Source organism: Streptomyces sp. NPDC032822, from assembly GCF_055578825.1.
This window is the reverse complement of record NZ_JBVIOL010000004.1, coordinates 123,534-140,882: the sequence shown is the minus strand read 5'-3', so window position 1 is coordinate 140,882 and position 17,349 is coordinate 123,534. Positions and strand designations below refer to the sequence as shown.

General features: G+C 72.7%; 13 protein-coding genes, 1 tRNA gene and 1 other RNA gene. 10 read left to right on the top strand and 5 right to left on the bottom strand.

Annotation, left to right across the window (positions count from 1 at the left end):
- Positions 1 to 6: 6 nt before the first annotated feature.
- Positions 7 to 726: a siderophore-interacting protein gene (locus ACZ5VD_RS13090; protein ID WP_468682488.1), complete on the bottom strand. Its 720-nt coding sequence runs from the start codon at positions 724 to 726 to the stop codon at positions 7 to 9.
- A 119-nt stretch (positions 727 to 845) separates the two neighbouring features.
- Here ACZ5VD_RS13090 and ACZ5VD_RS13085 point away from each other — a divergent pair, with 119 nt between their 5' ends.
- The 6 genes from ACZ5VD_RS13085 (at position 846) to ACZ5VD_RS13060 (ending at position 7,283) form a co-directional block, all read left to right on the top strand.
- Entirely contained in the window at positions 846 to 2,990 is a 2,145-nt protein-coding gene (locus ACZ5VD_RS13085) for a penicillin acylase family protein (RefSeq protein WP_468682254.1), read from the top strand.
- On the top strand, positions 2,983 to 3,612 hold the full coding sequence (locus tag ACZ5VD_RS13080; RefSeq protein ID WP_468682253.1) for a GNAT family N-acetyltransferase: 630 nt from the start codon (positions 2,983 to 2,985) through the stop codon (positions 3,610 to 3,612). The genes ACZ5VD_RS13085 and ACZ5VD_RS13080 overlap by 8 nt, the downstream gene beginning before the upstream one ends.
- A complete protein-coding gene (locus ACZ5VD_RS13075; protein ID WP_468550194.1) occupies positions 3,609 to 4,082 on the top strand; it encodes a cupin domain-containing protein in 474 nt (157 codons plus the stop codon). Before ACZ5VD_RS13080 ends, ACZ5VD_RS13075 begins: the two co-directional genes overlap by 4 nt.
- Positions 4,079 to 4,945 (top strand): SDR family NAD(P)-dependent oxidoreductase, encoded by an 867-nt coding sequence (locus tag ACZ5VD_RS13070; RefSeq protein ID WP_468550195.1) that lies wholly within the window; start codon positions 4,079 to 4,081, stop codon positions 4,943 to 4,945. Before ACZ5VD_RS13075 ends, ACZ5VD_RS13070 begins: the two co-directional genes overlap by 4 nt.
- 158 nt (positions 4,946 to 5,103) lie before the next feature.
- Complete coding sequence (locus tag ACZ5VD_RS13065) at positions 5,104 to 6,891, top strand: copper resistance CopC/CopD family protein (protein WP_468682487.1); 1,788 nt, start codon at positions 5,104 to 5,106, stop codon at positions 6,889 to 6,891.
- Positions 6,892 to 6,992: 101 nt separating this feature from the next.
- Positions 6,993 to 7,283: a zinc-ribbon domain-containing protein gene (locus ACZ5VD_RS13060; RefSeq protein WP_468550196.1), complete on the top strand. Its 291-nt coding sequence runs from the start codon at positions 6,993 to 6,995 to the stop codon at positions 7,281 to 7,283.
- A 42-nt stretch (positions 7,284 to 7,325) separates the two neighbouring features.
- Here the strand turns inward: ACZ5VD_RS13060 and ACZ5VD_RS13055 are convergent, their stop codons facing one another.
- The 3 genes from ACZ5VD_RS13055 to ACZ5VD_RS13045 all read right to left on the bottom strand — a co-directional run bounded on the left by ACZ5VD_RS13055 (position 7,326) and on the right by ACZ5VD_RS13045 (position 11,232).
- Positions 7,326 to 8,306 carry an oxygenase MpaB family protein gene (locus ACZ5VD_RS13055; protein ID WP_468550197.1) on the bottom strand — a complete coding sequence of 327 codons (981 nt, stop codon included), beginning with the start codon at positions 8,304 to 8,306 and terminating at the stop codon, positions 7,326 to 7,328.
- A gap of 137 nt (positions 8,307 to 8,443) precedes the next feature.
- Positions 8,444 to 10,039: a multicopper oxidase family protein gene (locus tag ACZ5VD_RS13050; protein ID WP_468550198.1), complete on the bottom strand. Its 1,596-nt coding sequence runs from the start codon at positions 10,037 to 10,039 to the stop codon at positions 8,444 to 8,446.
- Positions 10,039 to 11,232 carry an FAD-dependent oxidoreductase gene (locus ACZ5VD_RS13045; protein ID WP_468682252.1) on the bottom strand — a complete coding sequence of 398 codons (1,194 nt, stop codon included), beginning with the start codon at positions 11,230 to 11,232 and terminating at the stop codon, positions 10,039 to 10,041. The genes ACZ5VD_RS13050 and ACZ5VD_RS13045 overlap by 1 nt, the downstream gene beginning before the upstream one ends.
- 84 nt (positions 11,233 to 11,316) lie before the next feature.
- Between ACZ5VD_RS13045 and ACZ5VD_RS13040 the strand changes: the two genes are divergently transcribed.
- Complete coding sequence (locus tag ACZ5VD_RS13040; RefSeq protein WP_468682251.1) at positions 11,317 to 11,790, top strand: MarR family winged helix-turn-helix transcriptional regulator; 474 nt, start codon at positions 11,317 to 11,319, stop codon at positions 11,788 to 11,790.
- Between the two features lie 121 nt (positions 11,791 to 11,911).
- On the opposite strand, the gene ACZ5VD_RS13035 is transcribed toward ACZ5VD_RS13040, so the two are convergent.
- Positions 11,912 to 11,999: transfer RNA gene (locus ACZ5VD_RS13035), tRNA-Ser, on the bottom strand.
- A gap of 73 nt (positions 12,000 to 12,072) precedes the next feature.
- Between ACZ5VD_RS13035 and ffs the strand changes: the two genes are divergently transcribed.
- The 3 genes from ffs to purD all read left to right on the top strand — a co-directional run bounded on the left by ffs (position 12,073) and on the right by purD (position 17,065).
- An RNA gene (gene ffs / locus ACZ5VD_RS13030) (signal recognition particle sRNA small type) lies at positions 12,073 to 12,169 on the top strand.
- 863 nt (positions 12,170 to 13,032) lie between these two features.
- Complete coding sequence (locus tag ACZ5VD_RS13025; protein ID WP_468682250.1) at positions 13,033 to 15,492, top strand: DNA polymerase III subunit gamma and tau; 2,460 nt, start codon at positions 13,033 to 13,035, stop codon at positions 15,490 to 15,492.
- Positions 15,493 to 15,811: 319 nt separating this feature from the next.
- Positions 15,812 to 17,065, top strand: a complete 1,254-nt coding sequence (gene purD, locus ACZ5VD_RS13020) for a phosphoribosylamine--glycine ligase (protein WP_468682249.1) — start codon at positions 15,812 to 15,814, stop codon at positions 17,063 to 17,065.
- The last annotated feature ends 284 nt before the right edge of the window (positions 17,066 to 17,349 follow it).

Below are 17,349 nucleotides of genomic sequence, written 5' to 3'. Positions count from 1 at the left end.
CTCGGGTCAGGGCCGCCAGTACCCGAGGGCGTGCATGCGCTGCTTGGGGACGCCCAGCTCCTTGCGGACGTACGACGACAGGGCGCGGGTGGTCGTGGTGTCGCAGGCGATCCAGACGTACGGGTCGGGGGTGCCCTTCAGCAGCTCGGGCAGGTCGGCCTTGACCCGGTCGACCAGGTGGGCGCCGGAGTCCACCCGCAGTACCCGGCGGACGTCGTGCCGGTCCGGGTCGGTGCGGAAGGGCAGGCCGTCGCCGTCGCCCTCGAACCAGATCGTGGCCGGCGCCCGGTCGATCGCCCCGAGCAGGGAGTTGAGGCCGGGCAGCGAGGCCGGGTCGGCGACGACGAAGACATGGGAGGGCGCGGGGGCGGGCTCCTCGAAGTCCGTGCCGTGCAGGGTCGCCTCGATGGTGTCGCCGGGCTCCACGGTCCGCGCCCAGTCGCTGGCGCACCCCTCGTGGAGGGCGAACTCCAGGCTGAAGGTGCCGGCCGCGGGGTCGGGGTCGACCAGGGTGTAGGCGCGCTGGTGCGGCTTGCCGGCGTTGTCGAACCAGAGCCGGACCCACATCGTCGGGTGGACGCCGGTCGCCGCGAGCATGCCGCCGTCGGTGAGGTGGACGCGCCGGTACTGCCCGGTGACGTCCTCCGCCCCGGTCACGGTGAACACGAAGTCCTTCGCCCGCAGCAGTTTGAGGACCGCGCCCTCCCAGCCGTGCCCCTGCCCCATCGCGTCTTCACCCTTCGCGTACGATTCCCCCACGATTACTTAGGCAAGCCTAACCTAAAAGCCGACCGGCTCGCAGGGCGGCCCGAAGAACAGCGCCACAGAACAGGAAGGGCACAGGGGTGATCACCGAGATCTACCGCGACGCCTGGGGGATACCCCACCTCCGCGCCGGCAGCGCGCGGGAACTCGCCCGTGCCCAGGGCCTGGTCACCGCCCGCGACCGGGCCTGGCAACTGGAGGTCGAGCGGCACCGTTCCCAGGGCACCTCGGCCGCCTTCCTCGGCACCGACGCCCTGCCCTGGGACCTCTTCGCGAGACGCTCCCGCCTCGACGACACGGCCCGACGCTGCTTCACCGCCCTGGAGGGACGGGACCCGGAGACCGCGGACTGGGTGCGGGCGTACGTCGACGGCGTGAACGAAGGACTCGCGTCGAGCCGCGCACCGGAGTTCGCCCGGGTCGGCCTCGCCCCCGGCCGCTGGGAGCCCTGGACGCCCCTCGGTGTCTGGCTCGGCGCGCACATCCTCTTCGCCGGCTTCCCCGCCAAACTCTGGCGCGAGCAGGCCGTACGGCATCTCGGGGCGGACGCGGTCCGGCTGTTCGCCACCGACGGCCCCGGCACCTCCGGCAGCAACGGCTGGCTGGTCGGCGGCGAACGCACCAGCACCGGCGCGGCCGTCATCGCGGGCGACCCGCACCGCTACCTGGAGGACCCCGGCGTCTACCAGCAGATCCACCTCTCCTGCCCCGAGTTCGACGTCGTCGGCCTCGCCGTGCCCGGCGTCCCCGGCATCGCCCACTTCGGCCACACCGGCACGGTCGCCTGGGCCATCACCAACGCCATGGCCGACTACCAGGACCTCTACCGCGAGCGGCTGCGTCGCACCGGCGCCGGCGTCGAGGCGCTCGGCCCGGACGGCGTCTGGCGACGGGCCGCCCGGCACACGGAGACCGTGACGGTCGCCGGGGAGGAACCGGTCGAGGTCGAGGTGATCGAGACGGCGCGGGGGCCGGTGGTCATCGGGGGACCGGAAGGGCTGGACGAAGGGGTGGACGAGGACGGAACCGGCGGTTCGGAGGGCGGCCCGGACGACGGCGTGCCCGGTGGCGGCTCCGCCGTCCCCCTCGCCGTCAGCCTCCGCTACCCGCCCCGCGTCACCGAGGACCTCGGCTTCGGCGCGCTGCTTCCCCTCCTGCGGGCCCGCCGGGTCGCCGACGTGGACCGCGCCTTCGACGCGTGGGCCGAGCCGGTGAACGTGGTCCAGGCCGCCGACACCGAGGGCGGCCTGCTGCACCGCGTCGCGGGCCGGGTGCCGCTGCGCTCCGACACCAACCGCACCCGTCTCGTCCCCGCCTGGGAACCCGGCCACGAGTGGCGGGGCTGGCACGGGACGCCCTACGCCGGCCTCACCGACGGCATCGCCGTGATGGCCAACCAGCGCGGCCCCGCGGCCCCGCTGGGCGTCGAGTTCGCCCCGGCCCACCGCGCCGACCGCATCACCGCACTCCTCCTGACGAAGGACCACTGGTCGCCCGCCGACATGCCGGTGATCCACATGGACACCCGACTCGCCTCCGCCGGACCGCTGTTGGACCACCTCGCGGCGCTGGACGGCCTGACCCCCGAGGCCGCCCGCATCAGGAACGCCCTGCTGGGCTGGGACCGCCACATGGACGCCGACAGCACGGACGCGGCCCGCTACGCGGCGGTGCGCGGTGCGGTCGTACGCCGTCTCGCGGCGCACCCGGCGTTCGCCGCACTGACCACCTCGCCCGCCTACCCCGAGGTGTTCCTGCCGTGGCTCGACCTCGTCCCGCGCATCGGTTTCGCGCTCGAACACCTGCTGCGGGCCGAGGAGTTGTACGGCATCGACCGGGCACGGGCCGTGCGGGCCGCGGTCGAGGAGGTGGCCGCCGAAGAGCAGACGAAGCCGCCCGCCACCTGGGGCGACACCCACCGCCTGTACGCCTGGCGGGCGCACACCGACGCGGTCGAGCAGGGGCCGGGTCTGTCCGGCGACCACGACTGTGTGCTGTGCACCTCCGCCGTGCCGGGCCGGACGGACGTGAGCGCGCGCGGCCCGGCGGCCCGTTACGTGTGGGACCTGGCCCGCCGCGAGGACAGCCTCTGGGTGGTGCCGTTCGGCGCCTCGGGAGTCCCCGGTTCACCCCACCACCGCGACCAACTCCCCTTGTGGCTCAAGGGAGATCTCGTCCCGGTCGTCACCGACTGGACCCTGCTGGAGAAGGAGACCGATGTCTGACCCGCACGCCCCCGCCCGTGAGCCGGCCTCCATCCGCGAGCCCGTCCACGAGCAGACCGTCGACGGCTTCGGCACCGTCCGCGTCCTGCCCCTCGACGCCCACGCCGACGCCGGGATCCTGCACGCCTGGGTCAGCGAGGAGCGGGCCTCCTTCTGGGGCATGAACGGCCTGGGCGAGGAGCGGATCGCCGAGATCTACGCCCACATGGACACCCTCGACACCCACCACGCCTTCCTCCTGGTGAAGGACGGCGACCCGGTCGGGGTCCTTCAGACCTACGATCCGGCGGCCGACCGGGTCGGCGAGTGCTACGAGGTGCTGCCCGGCGACATCGGCCTCCACCTGCTGCTGGCACCCGCCGAGCGGGGCGCCGGCCGCGCCGGCTGGTCCACGGAACTGCTGAGCGCCGTCGCCTCGTTCGTGCTGCTGGTCCTGGACCGCACCCGGGTCGTCGTCGACCCCGACGTGCGCAACGAGAAGGCGGTCGCCCGCTTCCTGAAGCAGGGCTTCGAGGCGGGCCCGACGGTCGTGCTGCCCGAGATCGACGTCCCGGACGTGTACCTGCCCGAGAAACGCGCTCAACTGGCCTTTCTGCGGCGGGAGGTAGTCTTCCCGGCGTGACGCCAGACGACCTCGTCGCCCACTACGGTCTGGAGCCCATCCCCCGCGAGGGCGGGCTGTTCCGGCGCACCTGGGCGGGACCGGAACTGCCGGACGGCCGCCCCCAGGGCTCGGCGATCGTCGCCCTGCTGACCTCGGACGACTTCTCCGCCCTGCACCGCCTGCCGCACGACGAGATCTGGCACTTCTATCTCGGCGCCCCGCTCGGCCTGCTGCTCCTAGCCCCCGACGGGACGTCGACGACCACCGTCCTCGGGCCGGACGTGCTCGCCGGTCAGCACCCGCAACTCACCGTCCCCGCCGGCACCTGGATGGGCGGCCGGGTCGCGGCGGGCGGGGAGTGGACCTTCTTCGGCTGCACGATGGCCCCCGGATTCACCTACGAGGACTACGAGCACGGCGACGCGAGGGACCTCACGGCGCGTTACCCGGCCGAGGCCGACCGGATCGCGGGACTGTGCCGTCCATGAGACCCCCCGAACCCCGCAGGCTCCTCGAAGGACAGGTCGCGCTGGTCACCGGTGCGGGCGGCGGCATCGGAGGAGGGATCGCCCTGCGGTTCGCCGAGGAGGGCGCGGCGGTCGCCCTGCACTGCCGTACGGCGGCGGAGCCGGCACGTGAAGTCGCCGCCCGCATCCGCGACTCGGGCGGGCGGGCCGTCGTACTGGAGGCGGACCTGCGCGACGAGGAGGCATGCCGGGGTCTGGTGCGGGAGGCGGCCGACTGGGGCGGGGGCCGTCTGACGGCCCTGGTCAACAACGCGGGCGTACAGCCGACGCGGTCGCTGCCCGGGATGACGGCGACCGAGTGGCGGGCGGTCCTCGACACGAACCTGTCGAGCGTGTTCGCCTGCACCCAGGCGGCGGTGGAGGTCATGCGGGCGGGGACGGGGACGGGGAGGGGAATGGAGGCGGGGATGGCCGTGAGGGCGGACTCGGCCCCTGCTTCCGCTTCCGGAGCCGGTTCCCTCTCCGGTTCCGGTTCCGTGACGCACATCGCATCCATCGAGGCGCGTCACCCGGCCGTCGACCACGCCCACTACGCCGCCTCCAAGGCGGCCGTGGTGATGCACGCCCGGGCGGCGGCCCTGGAGTACGGCCCGTACGGTATCCGCGTCAACACCGTCTCGCCCGGCCTGATCGACCGGGAAGGGCTGGTGGAGGCCTGGCCTGAAGGGGTACGGCGCTGGGAACGGGCGGCGCCGCTCGGCCGGCTCGGGACCCCGGAGGACATCGGCGACGCGTGCGTGTTCCTGGCGTCGCCGCTCGCGTCCTGGATCACCGGCCAGGACCTCGTGGTGGACGGAGGGGTGACGGCGAGGCCGACGTGGTGAGCGCCCGGGCCTCCGCGTCCGTACCTGGGGGGAAGTCGGTAAGTCCACAGACGGAGAATGACGTGGAGCGTGAGAGTGAGCGTGACGGCGAGCTCGGATCAGGTCTCGGGCAGGCGGGTCCCGGAGCGGGCCGGCGACGCCGGGGACTTCAAGGGCTGGTGCTGCTGGGCACCGTGCTGGTCCTGCTCCTCCTCGGCAGCGCGGGCCCAGCGTCGGCCCACGCCGCCCTCCGCGACACCGACCCCAAGGACGGAACCGTCCTCAAGTCCGCCCCCCGCGACCTCACCCTCACCTTCACCGAGTCCGTAAGTCTGCTGGAGGACTCCTTCCGGGTCCTGGACCCCGACAACCACCGGCTGCGCCTGGGCCGGGCGGGGCACGGGCCGGAGGGTTCCGACACGGCCCGGGTGACACTGCCCGCGAAGCTCGCCCAGGGCACGTACGTGGTGGCCTGGCGGGTCGTCTCGGCCGACAGCCACCCGGTGTCCGGGGCGTTCACCTTCTCGGTGGGCAAGGAGTCGGTGACCGCGGCGACCGTGGACAACGGCCCGGTCGAGAACCCAACGACGGCGAGCCTCTACTCCATCGCCCGCTACCTGGCCTATCTGGCCGTGGCACTGCTGATCGGCACGGCGGTCTTCGCGACGGCCTGCCGCCCCCCGGACCTGGCTCCCCTGCGCCGGCTCCTGTGGTCGGGCTGGTGGACGCTGCTGGCGGCCACCCTGGCCCTCCTGGTGCTGCGCGCCCCGTACGAGCTGGGCACGGCCCCGACCCTCGATCCCTCGGCCTTCACCCGCACCCTGAGCACCCGCCCCGGCCTGGTCCTGCTGACCCGCCTGGCCCTGCTCGCACCGGTGGCCTTCCTCGTCGTACGACTGCTGCGGCGGGAGTCGCTGTCGCGGGTGTGGCGCGCCGCCGGCACCGTCCTCGGTGTCGGTCTGGCGCTGACGTGGGCGGCCGGCGAGCACGCGTCGGCGGGCATCCAGGTGCCGGTGGCGATGACGTCGTCCGTCCTGCACGTGCTGGCGATGGCGGTGTGGCTGGGCGGCCTGACGGCCCTGCTGACCACGCTGTACAAGGCGGCGTCGGCGATTCCGCCCACCGTCGTCACGGCCTTCTCCCGGCTGGCCTTCTGGTCGGTGACCGTCCTGGTCGTCACCGGCGTCTACCAGTCCTGGCGCGGCCTCGGCTCCTGGAACGCCCTCACCGACACCGCGTACGGCCGCCTCCTGGTCGCCAAACTCGTCGCGGTGATCCTGCTGCTCACGGCGGCGGGCCTGTCCCGGGGGTGGACGGCGAGGCTGGTGGCGGGGGCGCGGGCCGAGGCGGAGACGGAGACGGTCGTGCGGGAACGGGTGCCGGAGCGGGTGGGCGGCCCGCCGCACCCCTCTCCGGAATCTCCGGAATCTCCGGAACCGGCCGGACAGGCCGGCCCCCCCGCCGCCACCGCGTCGGTCACCCACCACTCCGCCCTGCGCCGCTCCGTCCTGGCCGAGGTCGCCGTGGGGGTGGTGGTCCTGGTGATCACGACCGTGCTCACCGGCACCCTGCCGGGCCGAGCCGCCGACGAGGCCGCCGCGTCGGCGTCCACGGCCGGTCTGCCCCCCGCGTCCGTCACCTTCGTCCTCTTCGACGTGGGCACCCCCGGCGCCCAGGGCAAGGTGCAGATCACCCTCGACCCCGGCCGTACCGGCGACAACTCCGTGGAAGCCGTCGTCTACGGCCCCGACAACGGCCTCTCCACCGTCCCCGAACTCCGGATCTCCTTCACCCTCCCCGCCCAGGACATCGGCCCCATCGACGCCGAGCTCACCGACAAGGGCGGCTACTGGGGCACCAGCGACCTCAACCTCCCCATCGCCGGCGACTGGCAGATGAAGGTGACGGTCCGGGTGTCGGAGATCGACCAGGTGAGCGAGACGACGACGGTACGGATCGGGGGGTAGGCAGGGCGTGGGCACCGTCGCGTACAGGACACTGTGGTCATGACCGCACGGTGCCGCCGTCGGCACGGTGCCGGCAGGCCCTGACCCGGGAAGGACCCCGCATGATCATCTTCGGCACCAAGGGATACCTGTACCAGCTCGCGATACTGACGCTGCTGTGTGGCCAGTGCGGCAACCCCGCCGCGCACACCCTCAGGAAGCGCGTCACGAAGTTCACGCTGTTCTTCGTGCCCCTGTTCCCGTTCTCGACGAAGTACGCGACCCAGTGCACCTTCTGCGGCGCGGAGTCGAAGGTGACCCAGGAGCAGGCGGAGCAGCTCCAGGCGCAGGCGGCGGGCGGTCCGGGCGGACAGCAGCACGGGCAGCCGCAGCAGCAGCCGTACCAGTCCTGAACGCGCCCCTGCTGCTGTGCCCGCTGTCTCCGGCCGTTCCTGTTATCCCCCCGCCGACCCGTCCGGCGCGTAGTGCTCCGGCTTTCCGCGCTCGGACAGCGGCGGAAGGTTCCGTCGTGGCGTCTCCACCGGCTCGGCGTCCGCCGCGAGTTCACCGCGGGCGCGGCGCCAGCCCGCCCGGGCCCGGGGGTGGTAGCGGCGGTCGTGCGGGAGGAGCCCGAACAGCGCGCCGATCACCCGGCACGTCCCGCGATGGAGCCGGGCGTCCCGCGCCGACCACGTGAACCCGAGCAGCTCGCGGATCTCCGGGTCGTACAGCCCGACGGTGAACCAGACGAAGGCCCGCCCGATCAGTGCGCCGGCCGGACGCCACAGCACCTGCGGCAGCCACGGCAGAAACGGCGGCCGGGCGATCCCGGTGATGTCGAGCACGTCCCGGGTCGCCTTGTTGTCCTCCAGCACCTCCGCGCACATGTGCTTCCAGTAGCGCCGGAAGTCCTCCCAGCTCTCCGGCACCGGCCGCATGCTCAGCCCGTACATCCGGTACCACTGCACATGCTCGTCGAACAGCCGCCGCTTCTCCGCCTCCCCGATGCCGCCGCGCGTGAGGTGCTCCGCGATCAGGATCGTGAGGACGAAGAACGTGGAGTGCGCCCAGTAGTAGGTGTCGGGATCCAGCGCGTGGTAGGCACGGCCCTGGGCGTCGACACCCTTGATCCGGTCGTGGTACCCGCGCACTTCGAGCGCGGTCCGCCGGGCGCGCGGCCCGTCGTAGACGACTCCGCCGATCGGATAGAGCGAGCGGAACAGCCGCTGCCAGCGTTCCCCGAAGAACCCCGAGTGCTGCTCGACACCCGCACCCAGCCCGGGATGCATGTTCTGCATCGACCCGGCCCACAACGCGATGAGCACCCCACGCCAGTCCCCGAAATACTTCCAGGTCAACGAATCCGGCCCGAGCGGCACCGGGCCGCCGCCCGCCAACTCCGGTTTCCCGTCCGGTACTTCACCGATCGCTCGCATGTGCAGACCATGCCCGCCCGGGCCGGATTCCGGAAGACCGTGCCGGGCATCCGCGTGACGCGGTGGTCGGGCCCTTCGCCTCCGTGCCCGGTGAGGCACCGGCGGAGGATACGAGATCCGACCTCGTGAACGAGCTCTCAATGCCCCGTGTGCGCGTCGCGGCCGGCCTCTCGGGCCCGTTGCCCTTCCTCCTTCTCCACCACCACGAACTGGCCCATCATCCCCACGTCCTCGTGGTACAGCAGATGGCAGTGGTACATGTACGGCGCGTCCGGGTCGGCCGGGCCGTCGAAGCGAAGGGCCAGCTTCATCGTCGTCCCGTTGGGCACGAAGACCGTGTCCTTGGCACCCCGCAGATGCGGCGGCGGTGCCTTGCCGTTCACCCGCAGCACCCGGAACCGGACGTCATGGACATGGAAGTTGTGTGGCATACCGTCGCCGTTGCGGACGGTCCAGATCTCGGTCGTGCCCCGGACGACCGTTGCGTCGGTTCGGTCCATCGCCATGGCCCGGCCGTTGATGCCGGACACCTTGAGGTCGAAGTGCCGGCCGCGCGTCGCCTGCGAGCCGTCCGGCACCTCCGGTGCACCGAGCGCGGAAGGAAGTCCGGGTGAGGGCCGGAGCGTTGCCGCGGCCCTCAGTTCCAGTACGTCGAAGGAGTCGTCGCCGCCGGAGAACCGGGTGCTCCAGGCCTCGCCGTAGTCCTGCGGATGGCTGCGCAGCACCACGCGCTCGCCGGGACTCATCCGTACGACGGTCTCGGCTCGTTCACCGGGCGACAGCTGCAGACGCGTCATCGGCTCCGGCCGCGGCAGCAGCCCGCCGTCGGTCGCCACCTGGACGAAGCGGCGGTTGTCGTCGAACCCGAAGGCGTAGGTCCGGGACACGGAGGCGTTGAGCAGACGCAGCCGCACCAGCTCGTCCTTCACCTCCCGATACGGTTCCAGCGTGCCGTTGACCATGGTGCGGTCCCCGAGGAACCCGACGGCCTGCATCAGCCCGCGCCCGCGGTCGAGTTCCGCCCCGTCGAACCTCACGTCCTGCACGATGACCGGCAGATCGTCGACGCCGTACCTCCTCGGCAGTGCCAGGGCCGTGGACCGGTCGTCGTCGAGGAGGAACAGGCCGGCCAGCCCGCGCTGCACATGGTCCTGCGTCCGTCCGTGCGGGTGCGGGTGGTACCAGAGCGTGGCAGCGGGCTGGTCGATCTCCCAGCGCGGAGCCCAGGTGCTGCCGGGCCGTACCGTCTGGTGGGGCCCGCCGTCCATGCGCGCGGGCAGGTGCATTCCGTGCCAGTGCACGGTCGAGGGCTCGGCAAGGCGATTGTGGACGCGGACCTCCACCTTGTCGCCCCGATGGGCGCGCAGCGTGGGGCCCAGGTGACTGCCGTTGAACCCCCAGGTGGGTGTCTTCAGGCCGGCTCTGAACTCCGTCTCGCCCGCCTGCATCCGCAGATCGAAGACCTTGGTGCCGTCCGTCTTCACCCGCGAGGGTTCGGCGAGCGGAGGTATGGCGAGCTCGTTGCGGAAGGAGGTGCTGCCCACCGTGCTGGTGTCCGCGGTGGTCCACAGCCACAGAAAGCCTCCGCCCAGGGTGGTCAGCAGCACGCCTACGAGCGTGCTCACGCCGATGAGCACGCGCCGGAGGGTCCGCCGCTCACCGCGCCCGCCGGCGGTCCCGCCCTCCGCCTTCGCGGCGGCTCGACGGTCCCGGGCGGTCGGTGTGCCGGGCATCAGGTGGCTACCCCGTGGTCCCAGTCGATGTGGTGGTCGTACATCCAGGCATGCGACTTGGGGTTGGCGAAGAGTCTCAGTGCGACGGGCATCATGAGATCGCGGAAGACCCGGGCGACGGGGCCCGCGGTCTTGGTACCGGAGAGGGACTTGGAGTAGGCCACCACTTTCTCCACGCGGGGTCGCCGCAGCCGCTCGTACGTGGTGAAGGCGGTGGTGGCATCGGGTGCGTCCCGCAGACACCGGGCGAGCACGACGGCGTCTTCCAGCGCCATCGAGGCGCCCTGGCCCGCGGAGGGGGAGGTGGCGTGCACGGCGTCACCGATCAACGCGACGGGCCCGCGGTGCCAGACCGGGCTGGTCGGAATGTCGTACACCGGGTAGGCCCCGACGTCCGCGGTGGAGGTGTCGATGATGCGCCGGACGAGGGGCATGTCGTCGGCGAAGAGGTCGCTCAGCCGGCGCCGCCACTCGTCGGGCGTCGTCGCGCTCAACTCGTCCCGGTCCGGTTCGACGGGCTGGTGCAGGTTCGCGAACCAGTAGGTCTCGCCCGACTCCCGGACCAGGTAACCGAAGAAGGCCCGCCTGCCGAACACGAAGTGCTGGGTGCCGGTCGTGGGGGCCAGCCCGGTGCCGCGGCTGTACCCGCCGATGCTGAGGAGCCCGGTGAAGCGCGGTTCCGGCGCCTCGGGGTCGAGCAGCCGCCGGGTGCGGGAGTGGATGCCGTCGGCGCCGACGAGGAGGTCGCCGGTGGCCTCGGTACCGTCGGTGAACCGTGCGGCGACGCCCGTGGACAGGGTCCGGTAGGAGTCGAGGCGTTTGCCGTACTCGATGGCGATGCCGCGGGCACGGACCTCCGCGCGCAGCACCTTCAGCAACTCGCCCCGCCGGACGCACACGCTCACCGAACCGTCCGGGAGCGCGGTTCCGTTGGCCACTTCCCCGAGTCGCTTCCCCGTGCCGCTCCACATGATCATGCGCGGGATGGGGACGCCGTCGGCCTGGTGGGCGATGTCGATGTCGATGGCCCGCAGTGCGCTGAGGCCGTTGGACGCGGTGTTCAGGAACAACCCCGCGTAGTCGGCGGGCCGGCTGTACGCCTCGTGGACCACCGGTTCGATACCGGCACGTCGTAAGGCCAGGGCCGTGGTCAGGCCGCCGATTCCGCCGCCGATGAGCAATGCCTTCGTCATTGTGACCTCCGCCGCCGACTGATAGCATGATTACAGTCAGTTATTTAGTTCGGTCGAACGAAATATATGGAGGGGGTGGCTCGAGTGTCAAGGGACGCGGATCGACGCGGTGAGCTGCTGGCCGCGCTGCACCGGGCGGGCCGCGAACACAGCAACGCCGCGGTGATGTTCCACGCCGCCGTCGGCGCGCGCATGGGGCTGGGTCTCACCGAGGAGAAGACCCTCGACCTGCTGGAACGGGAGAAGGCGCTGACCGCGGGAGAGATCGCCGCGAGAACCGGGCTGGCGCCCGCGTCGGTGAGCGGACTGATCGACCGGCTGGAGCGCAAGGGATTCGTCCGTCGGGCGCGTGACCGTGACGACGGTCGCCGGGTGATCGTCGAGATCAACCGGGAACACGTGGCGAGCTTCGGTGCCCTGTTCGCGCCCTTCGTCGCCGGACTCGAAGCGCTGTACGCCGACTACTCCGACGATCAGCTCGACGTGATCCTCGACTTCCTGCGCCGGTCGGCCGCCATCCAGCAGGAGGCCACCGGCGAGGTGGCCGGGCACAGGTGACAGCGACCGGTGCCCTGGATGCCGTGTAGCGGTGCCGGCCGAGACGGAAAGTGAGACCGAGTACGTCGAAGGGCCCCACCGCGAACGGTGGGGCCCTTCGATTTCGTGCCCGGTGAGGCACTGGCGGAGGATACGAGATTCGAACTCGTGAGGGGTTGCCCCCAACACGCTTTCCAAGCGTGCGCCCTAGGCCACTAGGCGAATCCTCCGACGCGAACATTACATGACCGCGGGCGGTGCTTGCGAACTCGTTCGGACCCCCTGCGATCAGGTACGCTGGGCCTCAGCCCCTCACGCGGCGCTATCTGACTGAACTCCCCCAGGGCCGGAAGGCAGCAAGGGTAGGTTGGCTCTGGCGGGTGCGTGGGGGGTCTTGTGCGTTCCGGGGGCCGGTGGCGGGCATCGCGCGGTCGTGGACCCGGAGGAAGATCCGTTCGTCGGCGTGGACCGCGAGGAAGACGACGAGGTCCACGCCCAGCCCGATGACGGACGGATGGTGGCCCGTGGTCGGGGCCGGGACCGCTTCATCGCGAGCCGCAGGAAGGCGTGGGGCGTGTTCCGGGTGAGGAACATGTCGACGCCGACGCCGACGCCGTGGCGGCGCAAGCGCAGGCGCAGGAAGAGTGCCGTCAGGAGACGCAGGGTCGCCAGGGCCGCGGCCGTGACCGCCCTGGTCAGGAGCAGGCGGCCCGTGAGCGGAGCCGTCAGGCCCGTGGTCGGGGTGAGGGCGAAGGCGGCCAGGCCCGCCAGGGGGATCAGGGCGAGGCCGCCGAGCCGGTTCCAGTTGGTAGCTCAGCGCGCGCCCGCGCGGATCGGGTCGCGCCGGCTCAGGGCCTGAGGGCCCGCCCGCGCCGGGCAGCGCGAGCGCGGCGAGCAGGGCGGCGGCGTAGGTCGGCAGGGCCGGTTCGAGTGCGGTGAGGGTGCGGGCCGTGACACCGCCACTGCCGACGGCAGGGCCGACGGCAGGGCCGGTCCCGTGAGCGGCAGTGCCGGGAGGGCCGGTGAGGCGGCCACCGCGTGACGTACCGCGAAGAACTGGTCGCCGCCCCGGAGGAGGAGGGGGAGGGCGGGGGCTGTCAGGGCCGGTGGCAGGAGGAGGAGCAGGCCGGCCGGCTCGTTCCCGTGAGCCCGCTCACGGTGAGCGTTCGGGTTTCGCCCTGTCGGCGCCCTGGGGGCGGTCTCGCGGCGCTCGTGGTGTCCGGGCGGTCCGTGTTGTCAGTGGGCGCCTATAACCTCGTACGCGTGTCGTCTCTCGCGCTGTACCGCCGTTATCGCCCGGAGTCGTTCGCCGAGGTCATCGGGCAGGGGCATGTCACCGACCCGTTGCAGCAGGCGCTGCGGAACAACCGGGTCAATCACGCGTACCTGTTCAGCGGTCCGCGCGGGTGTGGCAAGACGACCAGCGCGCGCATCCTGGCCAGGTGCCTGAACTGCGAGCAGGGGCCCACACCGACCCCGTGCGGGGAGTGCCAGTCCTGCCAGGACCTCGCGCGCAACGGCCCCGGTTCCATCGACGTCATCGAGATCGACGCCGCTTCGCACGGCGGTGTGGACGACGCCCGTGACCTCCGCGAGAAGGCCTTCTTCGGGCCTGCGGGCAGCCGCTACAAGATCTACATCATCGACGAGGCCCACATGGTCACGTCGGCGGGCTTCAACGCGCTCCTCAAGGTCGTCGAGGAGCCGCCGGAGCACCTGAAGTTCATCTTCGCCACCACCGAGCCCGAGAAGGTCATCGGGACCATCCGGTCGCGGACCCACCACTACCCCTTCCGGCTCGTGCCGCCGGGGACCCTGCGCGAGTACCTGGGCCAGGTGTGCGGGCAGGAGGGGATCCCCGTCGAGGACGGGGTGCTGCCGCTCGTCGTGCGTGCCGGTGCCGGGTCCGTGCGTGACTCGATGTCCGTCATGGACCAGCTGCTCGCCGGCGCGGCGGCCGACGGCGTGACGTACGCCATGGCGACCTCCCTCCTCGGCTACACCGACGGCTCGCTGCTCGACTCCGTCGTCGAGGCCTTCGCGACCGGTGACGGCGCCGCCGCCTTCGAGGTCGTCGACCACATCATCGAGGGCGGCAACGACCCCCGGCGGTTCGTCGCCGACCTGCTGGAGCGGCTGCGGGACCTGGTCATCCTCGCCGCCGTGCCGGACGCCGCCGACAAGGGCCTCATCGACGCCCCCGCCGACGTCATCGAGCGGATGCAGGCCCAGGCCGGCACCTTCGGCGCCGCCGAACTCAGCCGCGCGGCCGACCTCGTCAACGAGGGGCTGACCGAGATGCGCGGCGCCACCTCCCCCCGCCTCCAGCTCGAACTGATCTGCGCGCGCGTGATGCTGCCCGCCGCATACGGCGACGAGCGCTCGGTCATGGCCCGCCTCGACCGCATCGAGCGCGGCGTGAACTTCTCCGCGGGCGGCGGCGTGCCGGCCATGGCGTACGTGCCGGGACCCGACGCGCACGCGCAGGGGGCCCCGCCGCCCGCTGGACCTGCCGCTCCGGTTCCGCCCGGCGGGGGTGCGGCTGCCGCGCGCGCGGCGGTACGGGCCTCGGGGGCGCCCGCGGGTACCGGGACGGCCGGCCCCGGTGCGGGTGTCACGGGCGCGGTGCCGGGCGAGTCCTCCGGGCAGGGGGCCCCTGCGACGGCCGTAGGCGGAGCCGGTACCGGAGTGGGTGCCGGAGCCGGGGCGGTTGCTGCTCCCGACGGGCGTCCGGCCGGACCCGACCACGCCCCCCAGTCGGCTCAGCCCCAACCCCAGCCTCAGCCTCAGTACCGGCCCGAGCAGGCACAACAGGCCCAACAGCCTCAGCAACCCCAGCAGTCCCAGCCCTCATCGCCTCCGCCGGAGCCCGCGCCCGCCGCCGCCTCCTCGGCCCCTGCCTCCGCCCCCGGCGCCTGGCCCACCGCCGCGCCCGCGGGAGGTGGCCGTCGGCCCGGTGGCTGGCCCACGGCGGCGCCCACCGGGAGCGGACAGCCCCCGGCCGCCGCGCCGAACGCACCGGCACCGGCCCCCGCCTCTTCCGCACCGGCTCCCCAGGCCGCGGCCCCCGGCCCCGCCGTCGCCTACGCACCGCCGGCCGGCGGCATCGACCCCCGCACGCTCTGGCCGAACATCCTGGAGGCCGTCAAGAACCGCCGCCGGTTCACCTGGATCCTGCTCAGCCAGAACGCGCAGGTGACCGGGTTCGACGGCACCACCCTCCAACTCGGCTTCGCCAACGCCGGTGCCCGTGACAACTTCTCCGGCAGCGGCAGCGAGGACGTGCTGAAGCAGGCGCTGTCCGAGCAGTTCCACGTGCAGTGGAAGATCGAGGCGACCGTCGACCCGTCGGGCGGCTCGGCACCCCCGGCCACCGGCGGTCCCGGCGGCGGCTACGGCGGTGGAGGCGGCGCCGGCTACGGCGGATCCGGTGGAGGCGGCGGCTACGGCGGCGGCGGTGGCTCCCCGTCACCCCAGCGCCCGGCGTCCCCGTCCCCCCAGGCCGCGCCCGCCGCCCCCGCGCCGTCCTCGTCCGACGCGGCCCGGTCGTCCGCGGCCGGCTCCATGCCCCGGCAGTCCGCCCCGGAACCGCCCCCCGTCTCCCCCGAGGACGACACCGCGGAGGACGACGATCCCGATCTCGACGAGTCGGCGCTCTCCGGCTACGACCTCATCGTGAGAGAGCTGGGGGCGACGGTGGTGGAGGAGCTCTCGCACGAGTAGCGGGCAGCCGTCACCGCGCCCCTCGACCGGGAGGGCACCTCCCCCGACCGAGAGTCCCCCCTCGACCGGGAGTCCCCCCTCGACCGAGAGTCCCCCTCGACCGGGCGTGCCCCCCTTCGGCAGGGCTACCTCCCTCGACCGGGAGGGCTCCCCCTCGACCGGGAGTGCCACCTCCCGTGACAGGGGTACGGGCCTCCGCGACAGCGGTGCCCTCCCGACGGCAGGAGTGCCGGGGCACCGGCGGAGCTGGAGGAACCTACAGCCCCGCTCCCCCCCACCCCTTCGGAAGCCCGCACAAAAACCCCGTTAGGCTGACCCCGTGAAGGTCCTCGTCATCGGCAGCGGTGCCCGCGAACACGCCCTGTGCCGTTCTCTGTCCCTCGACCCCGACGTCAGCGCGCTGTACTGCGCTCCCGGCAATGCCGGCATCGCCGAGGTCGCCGAACTGCACCAGGTCGACGCGCTCGACGGCGACGCCGTGTCCGCGCTGGCCGTGGAGCTCGGCGCCGATCTGGTGATCGTGGGCCCGGAGGCGCCGCTGGTCGCCGGGGTCGCCGACGCCGTGAAGTCGGCGGGCATCCCCGTCTTCGGCCCCTCAGGGGAGGCCGCGCAGCTCGAAGGCTCGAAGGCCTTCGCCAAGGACGTCATGGCGGGCGCCGACGTGCCCACCGCGCGGTCGTACGTCTGCACGAACGCGGCGGAGGCCGCCGAGGCGCTCGACGCCTTCGGTGCCCCCTACGTCGTCAAGGACGACGGGCTCGCCGCCGGCAAGGGCGTCGTCGTCACCGGCGACCTCGAAGCCGCCAAGGCGCACGCGGCCGGATGCGAGCGCGTGGTCATCGAGGAGTTCCTCGACGGCCCCGAGGTCTCCCTCTTCGCCATCACCGACGGCGTGACGGTCCTTCCCCTCCAGCCCGCCCAGGACTTCAAGCGCGCCCTGGACGGCGACGAGGGCCCGAACACCGGCGGCATGGGCGCCTACTCCCCGCTGCCCTGGGCCGACCCGAAGCTGGTGGACGAGGTCATGCAGACCGTCCTGCAGCCGACCGTCGACGAGCTGCGCCGCCGCGGCACCCCCTTCTCCGGCCTGCTCTACGCCGGTCTCGCGATCACCGGCCGCGGTGTGCGGGTCATCGAGTTCAACGCCCGCTTCGGCGACCCCGAGACCCAGGTCGTCCTCGCCCGCCTGAAGACCCCGCTGGCCGGCGTCCTGATGGCCGCCGCCACCGGCAACCTCGCCGACCTGCCGCCCCTGCGCTGGAGCGACGACGCCGCGGTCACCGTGGTCATCGCCTCGCACAACTACCCGGACACCCCGCGCACCGGCGACCCGATCACCGGCCTGGACGAGGTGGCCGCCCAGGACGCCCCGCACGCCTACGTCCTGCATGCCGGCACCCGGCACGACGGCGACGCCGTCGTCAGCGCGGGCGGTCGCGTCCTGTCGGTCACGGCGGTCGGCGAGAGCCTCGCCCAGGCCCGCGACCGCGCGTACCGGGCCGTCGCCCGCGTCAACCTCGACGGCTCCCAGCACCGTACGGACATCGCCGCGAAGGCGGCCTCCGGCGCCTGACCGCCCGGGCGCCGGGCCCATGAAAGTCCCGGTATCGATGAACCCCGCAGGCCCCGGACCCGTCTCAGGATCCGGGGCCTGATCGTCGCTGTCCGTCATCCACCTTTCCCCAAAGCCATTCCATCGAGTGACCGATGCCCCATCCGGCTGACGGAGACCGGGGCCCCAACTATGGTGCGGCGCAAGCGGTCCGGCACTTGGCCCACCGGCATTGCGATGTCGGTGGCGGGTGCCACAGTGGGGGAGTGAGCAACGCCAGGAGAGCCGCCCGGAGAGCCGGGCGG